This is a genomic window from Ferruginibacter sp., from assembly GCF_028288465.1.
Lineage (GTDB): Bacteria > Bacteroidota > Bacteroidia > Chitinophagales > Chitinophagaceae > Ferruginibacter.
Genome location: NZ_JAQBNR010000019.1, coordinates 140,976 through 155,242, shown reverse-complemented (window position 1 = coordinate 155,242; position 14,267 = coordinate 140,976). Strand labels below are relative to the sequence as shown.

The 14,267-nt window shown below is 40.5% G+C and carries 12 protein-coding genes; all 12 read right to left on the bottom strand.

Annotation, left to right across the window (positions count from 1 at the left end; genetic code table 11):
• Positions 1-30: 30 nt before the first annotated feature.
• The 12 genes from JWR61_RS08710 to JWR61_RS08655 all read right to left on the bottom strand — a co-directional run bounded on the left by JWR61_RS08710 (position 31) and on the right by JWR61_RS08655 (position 14,176).
• Complete coding sequence (locus JWR61_RS08710) at positions 31-747, bottom strand: SCO family protein (RefSeq protein ID WP_301927449.1); 717 nt, start codon at positions 745-747, stop codon at positions 31-33.
• Positions 748-833: 86 nt separating this feature from the next.
• Positions 834-1,268 (bottom strand): cytochrome C oxidase subunit IV family protein, encoded by a 435-nt coding sequence (locus JWR61_RS08705; protein WP_290340908.1) that lies wholly within the window; start codon positions 1,266-1,268, stop codon positions 834-836.
• Positions 1,269-1,317: 49 nt separating this feature from the next.
• A complete protein-coding gene (locus tag JWR61_RS08700) occupies positions 1,318-2,055 on the bottom strand; it encodes a cytochrome c oxidase subunit 3 (RefSeq protein ID WP_290340910.1) in 738 nt (245 codons plus the stop codon).
• A 57-nt stretch (positions 2,056-2,112) separates the two neighbouring features.
• Complete coding sequence (locus JWR61_RS08695; RefSeq protein ID WP_290340912.1) at positions 2,113-2,679, bottom strand: cytochrome c oxidase subunit 3; 567 nt, start codon at positions 2,677-2,679, stop codon at positions 2,113-2,115.
• 95 nt (positions 2,680-2,774) lie between these two features.
• Positions 2,775-3,704 (bottom strand): heme o synthase, encoded by a 930-nt coding sequence (gene cyoE / locus JWR61_RS08690; RefSeq protein ID WP_290340914.1) that lies wholly within the window; start codon positions 3,702-3,704, stop codon positions 2,775-2,777.
• A gap of 142 nt (positions 3,705-3,846) precedes the next feature.
• Positions 3,847-5,649 (bottom strand): cbb3-type cytochrome c oxidase subunit I, encoded by a 1,803-nt coding sequence (locus JWR61_RS08685; RefSeq protein ID WP_290340917.1) that lies wholly within the window; start codon positions 5,647-5,649, stop codon positions 3,847-3,849.
• Between the two features lie 28 nt (positions 5,650-5,677).
• Positions 5,678-6,739, bottom strand: coding sequence for a cytochrome c oxidase subunit II (locus JWR61_RS08680; RefSeq protein WP_301927448.1), 1,062 nt, complete (start codon positions 6,737-6,739; stop codon positions 5,678-5,680).
• A 69-nt stretch (positions 6,740-6,808) separates the two neighbouring features.
• The gene (locus tag JWR61_RS08675; protein ID WP_301927447.1) at positions 6,809-8,047 is read right to left on the bottom strand and encodes a quinol:cytochrome C oxidoreductase; all 1,239 of its coding nucleotides are present in this window, start codon (positions 8,045-8,047) and stop codon (positions 6,809-6,811) included.
• Between the two features lie 33 nt (positions 8,048-8,080).
• Entirely contained in the window at positions 8,081-8,731 is a 651-nt protein-coding gene (locus tag JWR61_RS08670; RefSeq protein ID WP_301927446.1) for a cytochrome c, read from the bottom strand.
• 53 nt (positions 8,732-8,784) lie between these two features.
• Entirely contained in the window at positions 8,785-9,378 is a 594-nt protein-coding gene (locus JWR61_RS08665; RefSeq protein WP_290340925.1) for a DUF3341 domain-containing protein, read from the bottom strand.
• 35 nt (positions 9,379-9,413) lie between these two features.
• Complete coding sequence (nrfD, locus tag JWR61_RS08660) at positions 9,414-10,865, bottom strand: NrfD/PsrC family molybdoenzyme membrane anchor subunit (protein ID WP_290340927.1); 1,452 nt, start codon at positions 10,863-10,865, stop codon at positions 9,414-9,416.
• A gap of 107 nt (positions 10,866-10,972) precedes the next feature.
• Entirely contained in the window at positions 10,973-14,176 is a 3,204-nt protein-coding gene (locus JWR61_RS08655) for a TAT-variant-translocated molybdopterin oxidoreductase (RefSeq protein ID WP_301927445.1), read from the bottom strand.
• Between the last annotated feature and the right edge of the window lie 91 nt (positions 14,177-14,267).

Here is a 14,267-nt window from a genome sequence, read left to right as displayed (position 1 = left end):
CTGCATCTTATTGCAAGTGCCGGGTCATTTTTAACTCCGCCCAAACAACTCTTTCAAAAATTCTTTAAACGTTTTTTTCTTATTCTTTTCCAGCATCAGCAGAGGAATATCCCTTACCAGTCTCGCCTGTGCTATTGTATCAAGCCCATTGTACCATCCCCTTACCACCCTGTTTTTATCCAGCAGGAAAAAATTTTCTGTATGAACAAAGGCTGTGTCGACATTTACATCGGCAACACTTGCCTTTATTTCATTTAGTGCAAAGTCGTAAATCTGTTTTTTGTTGCCGGTAACAAACCACCAGCTGTCGTGATTGGATGTATAACGGTTGGCAAAATTTCTTAACTGTGTTACCGAGTCATGTTCGGGATCTATACTAACCGAAATAAACTGTACGATGCTATCGTTGCTGTTAATAAAAGAATTCTGCAGGCGTTTCATGGCTTTTGCCATCCTGGGACAAATGGAGGGGCAGCGGGTGAAGAAAAAATCAATTACTAAAATTTTCCCTTTCAGATCATCAAACGTTACTTGTTTTCCCAACTGGTTAGTAAGGCTGATATTACTTGCCTGGTGCCAGATAGTATCGATGGTTTGTTTACCGTTATTGGTGCTGATAACAACGCTGTCAAAAAAATAACGATGCGGCATTTGCGTTGCCGATTCGCCATAAAATTTTACAATATAATATCCTGCCAGAGGCAGTATAATTGCCAGCATTAATCCGAGTACCGCCCGCTTATTCATATCTTTTTTCTCCTCTTTTTATAACAAAAAACCATCGCTCATATAAATGGAACGATGGTTTATTATAATTTTATTCAGTTTGCAAACTAGTCTTTCGCCCCTTTTTCTTTTGCTGCCGGAGCTACCTGTTCTGTCTGGTTAACGTCTACCCTGTTATACCGGTTTTTAAGGTTTTTCCAGCTGGTACCATCCCATAAAAAAGCAGCAATAAACCATACAAACAAACACAAAGGTACAATGATGGTCATAATCATATTCCTCACCTCGTCACCCAAATGCATAAACACGGAAACAATATAGTACGCCTTTGCCAGCGTTAAAATACACACCATTCCTTTAAAAGCCAATACCAGTGTAGCATTGGGATGCTCTCCCTTATGTATGTTGTAAATTACCAGCCCTATGGTTAATTCTACAATTGTTAAAAATGATAGTATCCAAAAAGTTCTCCAGATGGCTTTGGTATTATCCGCATGCTCCGGGTGAAAAGATATTTCTGAAGACGTGACTGATGCTGACATAATTTTTTATTTATTGAAAATTCAATTGTTGTTGTTACGGATAAATAAATTAGATAAGATAAAAACAAAGAAACACGAATACCCAAACCAAGTCTACAAAGTGCCAGTACAATCCGGCCTTTTCGATCATTTCATAATGACCTCTTAATTCAAAATGCTTCATTCTGGTTTTAATGTACATCACAATATTGATCACAACGCCACTAAAAACGTGGAAACCATGGAAGCCGGTAATTTCGAAGAAATAACTACCAAAGGCAATGGGGCCTGGTGTCGCGACTTCTTTTCCGTTAAACATTACTTCCGGTCCGAATGGATTATGAGAAACAGTTGTATTCCACAATTCAAGATGCCCGTTAACCAATACTTCATGTTGTCCTGTAAGTAAATGCGTCCATTCCCAAGCCTGGCAACTAAGAAAGCAGATACCTCCCAGAATGGTCCAAAGCATATATTTTTCAACACCCAGCCTGTTCATTTTATGTCCCTCGTGCACTGCCAATACCATCGTAACCGAACTGGCAATCAAAATAAAGGTCATTAAACTTACAAAAGCCAGGGGCAAATTAGCATGTCCCGCAAATGGAAATGAATTGAACACATGGTTAGGATCAACCCAATGATTCTGGCTAAAACGAATGGTTCCATAGCTGATCAAAAATGCGCCAAATGTAAAGGCATCGCTCATTAAAAAATACCACATCATCACCTTACCATAGCTGGCATTGAAGGGGCTTTTTCCGCCACTCCACCATTTTGTTCCTTGTTGTACTGCTACTGTAGACATTAATAAAACTTTATGTTATTTGAAAAACTGCTATTCTAATCTTATTTCCGCATCGTGTTATTTGATCAGTATCAAAAATACCAATAAATAAATCCATAAAAAATCAACAAAGTGCCAGTAAGTACTCATTACTTCCACCGGTACCATATCATAGTTTCTAACCTTTTTATTAAACGCTTTTGCAAACATAATCATCAAAGCAATGATTCCACCCAACACATGAACTGCATGCAGACCGACGATAACATATAAAAATGAAAATGACACATTCGTCTTCAACGTCATGCCGTTAACATACAGTTGCCTGAAACCGATAATCTGCAATACTATAAAAAGAACTCCCAATACCAAAGTACCAACCAACAGTTTCCGGTATTGGATCATTTCACGGTTTTTAAAAGCCTTCTGAGCCAGCCACAAGGTAACACTGCTGATAATAATGACTGCAGTTGAATACCAGAATACTCCGGGCAAGTCAAATGTAACCCAGTTTGCCTGATTGCGCTTTATTATATAAGCACTTGTAAAACCAGCAAACATCATAATAATGCTTGCAAGGCCAACCCAAAGTGTAAACTTATGTGGATGTATTCGTTTTTTTTGCTCCATTACCACTGTACTCATCTGCTGTTTTTTACTAAACCCAATTCAAACAAAAATACCTTATGCTGAAGAAAACTGTATTCTTTTAAAGCTGACGACGTAAGTTCCGAATCAAATTACGCTCTTCCAACCAGCAATGCCAGCAACACAATCATCAGATAAAAGTAAGAACTGAACATCACTTTTCTTGCGCTCTTTAAATCCATTTTCTTAAACAATAATATGCTTACATATACCATCCATAAATTGCAAACAAACAGTATAGCCGTACAAACAATTCCGCGTGTGCCTGTATTTGTAATGCCTGCAAAATAAGGCAACAAACCAAAGGGAATCATCATTGCGCTGTAAATGATGGTTTGCAATGCGGTAAATTTTGTTGGTCCTTTATCGCCGGGTAACAATTTAAATCCTGCTGTTGTATAATCCTGGTGCGCAAGCCAGGCAATTGCCCAAAAATGCGGAAACTGCCATAAAAACTGGATGCCAAACAATATCCATCCCCCAATGCTAAAATCTCCTGTAGCCGCCACCCAGCCTATCAAACAGGGCAGTGCTCCAGGTATTGCTCCAACCAGAACAGCTATCGAGTTAATTTTTTTTAACGGCGTATAAATAAACCCGTACAGCAATAAACTAAATAAACCCACAAGGGCGCACTGGTAATTAAAAAAGTACCACAAAATAAAAATTCCGATGATGCCTGTTATCACTGCAAAAACTGTTGCCTCATTGGCGTGCATTCTGCCACTGGCTACTGGTCTGCTGGCAGTGCGTTTCATTATTGCATCGGTACTTTTTTCAAGCACCTGGTTAATTGCGTTGGCTGATCCTGTGATTAGCATACCACCAATAAAAAGTAAAAGAACTGATATTACTTTTGACCGCACATAATACAATTCATTGGGTGCAATCAAAAAACTTACAACCGTACTAAATACCACCATGAAACTCAAAGTGAATTTGATTAGCTGAAAATAATCTTTCACTTTGGCTGCCAGCGCAAACGATGTTGAATTGGCTATAGTTGTATTTTCCTTCGACATATGCCTTACCCTCTTTTTTCCAACAAGTTCGACCAGAAGGATACTATTTTAAATGAACTTTTATAAATATTTCAAAAATAGGCAGCGATACATAAAACAAGAGATCTATAAATAACCGTGTTATCCCGCTATTGCTACTTTATTAGTGGTGACTTTCATTTTCACCAACAGGTTCAGTCTGTGGAATAAAGTCTCTTCCATCTTTACCATAGTCATATGCACCACGGTAAACTTCAGGAATTTCGCCAGGCCAGTTACCATGCCCTGCATTGACTGGAGTGGTCCATTCCAACGTATTTGAACCCCATGGATTTTCGCTGGTAACTCTTCTTCCTTTAAATATGCTGTAAAAAAAGTTAAACACAAACAGCAATTGTGCGGCAAACACAAGTATCGATACAAAGCTGATAAACTGGTTTAATTCCGCAAACATTTTGAATGATTCCCATCCGCTGAAATCATAGTAACGACGTGGCATACCGGCCAAACCCTCGTAGTGCATTGGCCAGAATATTAAATAGGCCCCAATCAAAGTAACCCAAAAATGGATATATCCCAATGTTGAATTCAGGAACCTGCCGTACATTTTAGGGAACCAGTGGTATACCCCGGCAAACATACCGAAGAAACCGGCCACACCCATTACAATATGAAAGTGCGCAATGATAAAATAGGTATCATGTAAATGGATATCCAACGATGAGTTACCCAGGAAAATACCTGTTAAACCGCCGGAGATAAACATACTTACGAAGCCAATAGAGAATAACATACCAACTGTAAACCTGATATTTCCCCGCCACAAAGTAGTAAGCCAGTTAAATACCTTAATCGCTGATGGCACGGCAATTAACAATGTAAGTAATACAAAGAATGCTCCCAGGAAAGGGTTCAATCCCGTTACAAACATATGATGCGCCCAAACAAGAAAAGCAAGGATTGCAATAGCAAACATAGAGCCTACCATCGCCATGTAACCAAAGATAGGTTTCCTGGAATTTACTGACATTACTTCTGAAGAAATACCCATCGCAGGTAAGATGATAATGTACACTTCAGGATGGCCAAGGAACCAGAATAAATGCTGGAACAAAATAGCACTACCACCTTCGTTAGGCAATATTTTTCCGTTAACAACTATATCACTTAAGAAAAAGCTGGTACCCAAATTTCTGTCGAACAACAGTAAAATAGCACCGGACAATAATACAGGGAAAGATAACACCCCAAGGATGGCGGTAAATAAAATCGCCCATATTGTCAATGGCATTCTTGTCATACTCATACCTTTGGTACGCAGGTTTAGAATAGTAGAGATATAATTAAGCCCACCCAACAACGAACTAACAATAAACATAGCCATGCTTGCAAGCCAAAGATCCATACCAATTTTGGAACCACTTGAAGCATCACCCAATGCACTAAGGGGAGGATAAATTGTCCATCCACCCGATGCAGGACCTGTTTGCACAAATAAAGAAGCAAACATGATAATAGAAGCGGTAAAGAAAAACCAATAGCTAAGCATATTAAGCATCGGCGAAGCCATGTCTCTTGCACCAATCTGTAATGGAATTAAAAAGTTGGCAAAAGTTCCGCTCAATCCTGCGGTTAAAACAAAAAACACCAAAATGGTACCATGCATTGTTACCAGCGCATAGTAAAACTCGGGCTGCAATTTGCCGCCTTTAGCCCAATGGCCCAGTAAATCTTCCAGCCACGGAAAAGTGGATTCCGGGTATCCCAGTTGCAAACGGAATAACACAGAAAATAAGCCTCCAATGATAGCCCAAATCATTCCCGTAATAAGAAATTGTTTGGCAATCATCTTGTGATCCTGGCTAAAAACATATTTACTGATAAATGTTTCGTGATGGTGATGTTCATGCGCTGCATCATGTGCTGCGTGAATATCTTCTCCGTGTAATACTGCAGTGGTACTCATTTCTTAAACTATTTTTTGATAACCAATATTATTTTTTATCAACCATTGCTGCAAGCGGTGCCGGTTTCGCACTGCTGTCTGCTACGGCTGGTGTATCTGTCTTAGGTTTTTTATCAGGGAAAATGGTAAAGTATTCCGGCTCCTGGGTAGCCAGCCATTTTTTGTAATCTGCTTCGCTTTCAACGATAATAACGCCTCTCATTGAAAAGTGACCTTTACCGCACATCTGGTCGCAACTGATTTCATATACGTAATTGGGGTTACCGGTTCTCACCTTCATTTCCTCTGTAGTATACAACGGAGTGAACCAAAGTGTTGTTGGTATTCCGGGTACAGCATCCATTTTTATTCTGAAAGCAGTTAAGCCTACATCATGTATAACGTCCTGTGCATTGATTACAAATTTTACTGGCCTGTTAACTGGAATGTGCATGGTGGTCGATACATGAATATCATCATGGCTGGCTTCATCATCGAAGTTAACGCCAAGGCCATTTGCGCCCTTTGTCAATTTATAATCTTTTTTCCCTAAAATTCCGTCAGCTCCCGGATACCGGAATTCCCATCCAAACTGGTGACCGGTTACTTCAACCACAACAGCATCTTTGGGCGCATCACTGGTAATTTTAAACCAGTATTTTAAACCAAAAACAACCAGCACGGTAAGGAATATAGCTGGTACAGTTGTCCACAACAGTTCCAGTTTGGTATTATGTGGAAAGTAATAGGCTTTACGATCGTCTTTTTCCTGGTATTTAAATGCAAACCAAAACAATAAAATCTGGGTAATTACAAATACCACACCCGTAACTCCGATAGTGATGTAAAGCATCAAATCTATTTTCTGGCCCATTTCTGATGCTGCTCCCTGCGGAAATAGCGTTCTTCCAAAGAACAAATCATTGCACCACCAAACACCTATCAGGCCTACAATCAAAAAAGAAATCAACATAAAAGCATTGATCTTATTCGTCTGCTTGCGTGCCTTCTCTTCTCCCTTTAATACGCTCACGTATTCACTGGCTTTCGCAATCTGGAAAATGACTACGAATATCATTACTACGATCGCTATTAACAAAAATTGTGTCATGCTCAAAGTTATTTTCAGTAATTATTACTCTTATGAATTATATTATTTGTTGGGTATTCTTCAATCAATTTACACGTGGTGAATCATGCTTTCTTTAAGGAAAGGATGATTTTTGGCGGTCAGCGAATTGGTACTGAAATAAACGCCAACTCTCCACATAATGATACCGATGAACAAGAGCGCAATTCCAAACTCAAACGGCATTATTTGTGCGTTTTCATACATAGTGCCTGGCATAACCATTTGCCAGAAATCTATCCAATGTCCAAAAATAATCAATATCGCCATAAAGGTTAATAATGTATAATTACGCTTCGAACTTTTCTTCATTAAGATCAACAGCGGACACCCAAAATTGAGTATCAGGTTTAAAAAGAATATGCCTCTGTATGGTCCCTGAACACGAATCTTAAAGTAGCCCGTTTCCTCAGGAATGTTGGCGTACCATATCAGCATGTACTGTGAAAACCACAGGTAAGCCCAAAAAACTGAAAAGGCAAACATAAACTTACCAATATCATGTATGTGCTCGTCGGTAACATATTGCAGCTGACCATTATTTTTCAGAAACACGACAAATAAAGCAATCAGAGACAGGCCGGCTACAAAAGTACTTGCAAAAGTGTACCAGCTAAACATAGTACTGTACCAGTGAACATCAATGCTCATTAACCAAAGCCATGGAATGGTTGACCCAACAGTTAGGCCGAAGAAAACGATGAACAAAGAAGCCCATAAAATATTTTTCTTCACCCACGCATTACCAGTTTCATAATCCATTGGTCCATCCTGATCACTCTGTAAACTCAATGAGCGCATTTTATATCCAAGGAATGACCAAAGACCGATTGTGATAGCGCTCCAGACGGTAAAGAACTTTGGATTTAAAAAACCACTTTTACCGTTTATTATTTTGTCACTCTTTACAGTCGCTTCATTCACCCAAGGATAAATATCATCGTGGCCGCCCCAGACAATCGCCATTAATATAAAAAATGCAATCACACCTAATACTGGAACCACGCTTGATATTGCCTCAGGCACCCGGCGCAAGGCTACCTGCCATCCCCCCATTGCCAATGTTGTTACTCCTATAAAAAACATTGCTGCATTTACTACCAGTAACCAATACACGCTATTTTGCAACAACACAGCCCAAAAGCGTGTGCCGCTTACATTTACACCTCTTGCTGAATGCCCAAAAGGATGATACATAATAAAACCATACAGCAACGCAACCGCACCAACGATTATGAGGCCCATCGTCCACTTTTTATAACTGCCTGGTAATTCGAATGACTGATTCATCTAATCTTTATTTTGAGTGAATTCTTTTATTTTCTATGCTTTTTTTACTGCTGCAGTACTGTCAGTCTTTGCCGGTGTTGCCCCGCTTGTACTTTCTGGTTTAGGCTGTAGTGTTCTGATATATTGTACAATCATCCAGCGCTGCTTTCTGCTTAATTGAGAAGCGTAACTCCCCATATTATTTTTGCCATAATTGATAGAGTGGAACATAGTTCCGTCAGCCATAGCAACATAAGGCGGTGTTGTTAGATTTGCAATTGCCCCGATTTTCGTGGATAATGGTCCATTGGCGGTTCCACCAGCACCATGGCAAACAGCACAGTTGATGTTGAACAACCTTCCTGCCTCATCCATATCCTTTTTATTCAGGGGTGGTAAAGGATTTTTTACTTCAGCACTTAACTTATACCCGTTACTATCATTCGGAAGTGTGTAGGGAAACAATTCGCCTACCGGAATGGTACCATCTACCGGCTTGCGGTTATAAAATATTTCATGCCCCGGATTTGCGGGATTATCTGTAAATACTGTGTCGTTTAGCAAAGCGTATGTTTCAAGAGCCCGGCTATATGCCATGTCGGGCATGTAAATTTTGCCAGGCTGACGTTTGCTGTCACAACCTGTTATAACAGCTCCTGCGGTTATTGCCAGCGCTAAAACGATAAGAATATTATTTTTTTTCATTGCCTGTGTTGTAATATCTGTGTAAATCTTTTAAAACTAAGTAAGCGAGTCTTTTAGTATCCTTTTTCCAACTCCCTGTATAATTTTTGTTCCCTGTCGTAGCGGCCTAACCACCACCCGGTTTCAGCAACCTGTACATTTACTTCAGATGCCCCGGCCGCAGTTAAAAAAGCCTGCACTTCTTCATCATTTGTTTTATCAGTGCACTCAATTACCATTACAAAAAGATCGTCAGTAGCCCTTAAATGAAAATGATGTTTTTTCACAAAAGGAGACAGCTGGCACAGATAGCAAAATGTGAGCACCATACCTACCGCCGCAAACAATACTGTCAACTCGAAAGTAATTGGTATCCATGCCGGCAGGGCGAAATGTGGTTTGCCGCCAATGTTCAACGGCCAGTCTTTTGTAAAGATCCAGCTGATGCAGGTTAATGCAGTAGCTGTTCCGGTAATACCATATATAAAGCCGGCGGTATGCAAACTGGTTTCTCTTAAACCCATCGCATGATCCAGACCATGTACAGGAAACGGAGTGTAGACATCATGAATTTTGTAACCCTTACGGCGAACATTTTTCACCGCAGGAAACAACACTGCTTCATCATCAAAACACCCAACTACAAATTTTTTAATTCCTCCAGCCATGTTAATTATTAATTATTAATTATCAATTATTAATTCTAGTGTGCGTGTTCAACCTCTTCTATATAAAACTTTTCTGCATCTGCTTTTTCTATATCAGTCATCTTCATTTTATAACTTTCGCCGGTTGTTTTCAATACACTCTTAATTTCTGCTACGGCAATTACCGGGAAGTATTTTGCAAACAGGAAAAAGCAGGTAAAGAACAATCCGAAAGTTCCCACATAAAAACCGATCTCATAAATAGAAGGGCTATAGTAAGTACTCCAGGAAGATGGAAGGTAATCCCTGTAAGTAGAAGTAACTATGATTACAAAACGCTCGTACCACATACCAATATTTACAATGATACTCATGAAGAAAGTAAAACCAATATTCCTTCTTAATTTTTTAAACCAGAACATCTGGGGAGATACCACGTTACAGAACATCATTAAATAATAACTCCAGCCATAAGGGCTGAACAGGTTAGCCCTGTTTTCTTTAAACGCATACCACTCATAAGGATTTTGTCCGTACCATGCGATGAATAATTCTGTGATATAAGCGATACCCACAATAGAACCTGTCAATACAATTACTTTATTCATTGCTTCTATATGGCCCAGTGTAATGTAATCTTCCAAAGCAAATACTTTTCTCAAGATGATCATCAGCGTTTGCACCATGGCAAATCCGCTGAAGATAGCTCCAGCAACGAAATAGGGAGGAAAGATTGTAGTGTGCCAGCCCGGTATTACTGAAGTGGCAAAGTCAAAAGATACAATGGTATGCACCGACAATACAAGTGGTGTTGCCAAACCAGCCAATACCAGTGATAATGACTCATGACGCTGCCAGTGTTTTGTACTGCCTGTCCATCCGAAGGATGCTACACCATATAATAATTTACGCAGTTTAGTTTTAGCCCTGTCTCTTACAGTTGCCAGATCAGGTAATAAACCAGAATACCAGAATAGCAATGATACCGTAAAGTAAGTAGAGATCGCAAACACGTCCCACAACAGCGGCGAGTTAAAGTTAACCCATAAAGGACCTCTTGTATTTGGGTAAGGCATGATAAAGAAAGCCAGCCAAACACGCCCCATATGCCATATCGGAAACTGACCGGCACACATTACAGCAAAAATTGTCATTGCTTCAGCGGCACGGTTTACACCCGTTCTCCAGCCCTGGCGAAACAACAGCAGGATCGCAGAGATCAATGTTCCGGCATGACCAATACCTACCCACCAAACGAAGTTGGTAATATCCCAACCCCATCCGATTGTTTTGTTCAGGTTCCACTGACCGATACCATAAGTTACCTCACGATAAATACTATACACCCCGAACAATAATAAGGCTACACTGATATAAAAACCAATATACCATAAACGGGTTGGCTTCATTTCAATCGGACGTATAATGTCTTCTGTAACCTGATGGTAATTTTTGTTACCATCAACGAGTGGTTCCCTGATTTGTGATTCGTACTTTAATAATGACATAGTATCTTTAATTTGCCCCAATCTCCAAAAAAGAAGTAATGGGGATATTACGTTTTATTTATTGTCAAGCCATGCTAAAATCCCCTTTGGGATAATTAGTGAATCTTTTATGCGTGTTCCTTTTCTGCTGTTTTTGCACCTTCATGCTTTTCTTCTTCGCCTTCTTCTTTTTCGTTGGTCACGTGCCTGTCTGAATTTTTAATCTTGGCCAGGTAGCTCACATTCGGCAATACGTGCAGTTGTTCCAGCACATAGAAGTTTCTGTGTTTCTGATCAACGAACCTGATCTTATAAACATCGCTTTCTTTATCATGTACATTACCGAAGCTGATAGCGTGTGTTGGACAAGCCTGCATACATGCTGTTTTCACCGTGCGGATAAGCGTTGGGTCTTCTGCTTTTTTTGCAATCAGTTTATTTTCCTGTAAACGCTGTACGCAGAATGAACATTTTTCAATAACGCCTCTTGAACGAACAGTTACATCCGGGTTCAACACCATCCTAGTTAGATCGTCATTCATTTGAAGCGTTACATCATTCAGATCTACTCCCAGTAGTGGGTTCTGATTGTCAGGGAAGCTGTCAGCACCATTAAAATCAAGCCAGTTAAACCGACGTACTTTAAACGGACAGTTATTGGCGCAATATCTTGTACCGATGCACCTGTTATAAGTCATCTGGTTTAACCCTTCACTGCTATGGTTTGTAGCTGCTACCGGGCAAACGTTTTCACAAGGTGCATTATCACAATGCTGACACATCATCGGTTGAAAAACAACATCCGGATTATTCATATCACCGGTAAAATAACGGTCAATACGCAACCAGTGCATTTCGTGTGCCCGCATTACCTGTGTTTTACCTACCACACTCACATTGTTTTCTGCAGTACAAGCTACCACGCAAGCGCTGCAACCGGTACATGTATTCAGGTCAATGCTCATACCCCACTTGATACCCGGCTTTTCTTCCATCAGGTCCGGATATATGGTAGCATCTTTTCTATATTCTGTTCCACCGAAAGGAATGAGTTTTGCTCTTTCCTCATTTGGTTCTGCACAAACCTGTTCCGGATTGGCAATAAATTTTGCAAGACTTGTTTCGTAAATAACGGGGCGACTTTCTGAAGAGCCGTGAACCTGTGTTTGTCCAAGCGGATAAGTATTGCCGGTTTTAGCAATTTCTGCAGCACCGGTATAGCTAAATCCTGTACCATCAAATCCAACCAGCGGGTAAGCATTAAATCCTGCTCCTGCTGCTGATTTCCCTATGTATTCACTGGTTCTGTTTTTATCCGCACTTTCTCTGCCGTAACCCAGTGCAACGGCAATTACACTTGGATGAACACCAGGTAATATTAATACCGGTAGCTCCAGTGATTTTCCATTGACTGTTAATTTCACCGTTGGTTTTTCCGGGTGTACTTCGTATCCGTCTCCCTGGTATTGACTGCCTATTACATCCAGGGCCAGCACAGCTTTAGCCATGGCCGGGCTCATAATAGCGTAGTTGTCCCAGGTTACTTTTGAAATCGGATCGGGTGTTTCCTGCAACCAGGGGTTGTTTGCCTGCTTGCCACTACCTATTGAAACTTTTTGATAGATTACTACTTCATAATTGCCTCCTTTAACAGCGGCAATTTTCGCTGCGGCTTCTGTTACCGGACCACTGCTAAATGTAGCTGTGCCAACGGGCATTGCTACAGGCTGAATCAAACCGGATTGTAAAGCACTATCATAATTATCTGCTGAACCGGTTTTGGCAGTCCAGTATGTTTTAAAATACGTTTCGTAATCTGTAGCATTCCCACTCCATTTTAACAAGGAAGCCTGGAACGGTCTTGTTTTAAACAGGGGGTTAATTGTAGGTTGCTGTAAACTGATGAAGCCTGTTTTTGCTTCGCTATCACCCCAGCTTTCCAGCCAGTGGTTGGAGGGAATACTGAATTTGCACAATTCGGTGGTTTCATTCATTGTTCCGTTGAAAGACACTGTAACAGGAACTTTCTTTAAACCATCAGCAAACTTTTTGCTGTCGTAATAGGTATACACCGGGTTACTCTCATATATCAATAACGCACCAATTGCGCCAGCATTCATTTCTTCTGTCAATTTCACTATATCTGAGTCTATCCCCTGGCGGTAGTTACTCGTTACTGCCCAGTTAATAGTTTTACCATTTGCACCAATTGCTTCATTGATAGCATTTACGATAATCTGAATATTTACATCGTTACTTCCGCAAACTACCAGGCCAGCTCCTTTATTAGCATTTAAAGCTGCAGCTGCGGCATCAACTCCTTTAGCCACGGCAGGGTCATTTATTGCGGCTGCACTTACAGCTCCGCCCAGCTTTGCCAGCAAGGCCAGCGCTATCGCACCAGTTTGAGAAGGTTTATGTAAATAGCGGTCATCGGCATTACTTCCCGTTAAACTCAATGCGCCTTCAAACTGAATGTGACGGCTCATTTCAGGCTTTTCGCCTGTAATTCTTCTTGTTTTGGCATACTGGCCGGAAAATTCAACCGGGCTTAACCAGGTTCCTAAAAAATCTGCACCCAGACTAACAATTACTTTAGCGTTATCGAAATGGTAAGAGGGCAAACCCTTTTTTCCATAACAAGCCTGGTTGGCCAATATCATACCGCTGTAGCTAATAGCATCATACTGGACATGTTTACTGCCAGCCGGGCTTTTCGCCAGGTATTCCGTAATTATTTGTTGTGTAACAGGAGAAGTAATAGTAGAAGTTAGAATTACTGTTGGCTTTGCTGCTACTGCACCCATTGCAGTTGCAATCAGTTTATCAAATGCGTCAAAAGAGGTTACTTCTTTAAAATCTTTGCCATCGTGCTGCATCGGGTAACGCAAGCGTGTGGTATCATATAAATCCAGTACGGATGCCTGTGCCTGGGCACTGGTTCCACCGCCTGTTATAGCAGAAGCTTCATTTCCTTCAATCTTAATAGGGCGGCCATCTCTTTGTTTTACCAATACTGGTACAACGTCACCTTCATTGACATATGTTGAAGCGTAATAATTGGCAACACCCGGAATCACGTCATCTGGTTTGCGCAGATATGGCACGGCTTTGCGAACAGGCATTTCGCAACTCGCTGCAATAGTTGCTGCGGCAGTGCTGAATCCTAAGTATTTAAGGAAATCCCTGCGGGGCGCTTTGGCATTCAGCAAACCATCGTCCAGATCTTCTAATGGCAACAAATTTTCTTTAAATTCATCTTTAGCCGCCTTTTTAAAAGCGTCTGACTCGTTTAATTCTCCAAAACTTTGCCAATACTTTTTATTACTCATAATACAATTTGAAAATTCGAAAATTTGAAAATTTGAAAATGACTACAGATGCGCTTCATTTTCTCCCTGCTTAACTTTCCGTAGGCTCGCT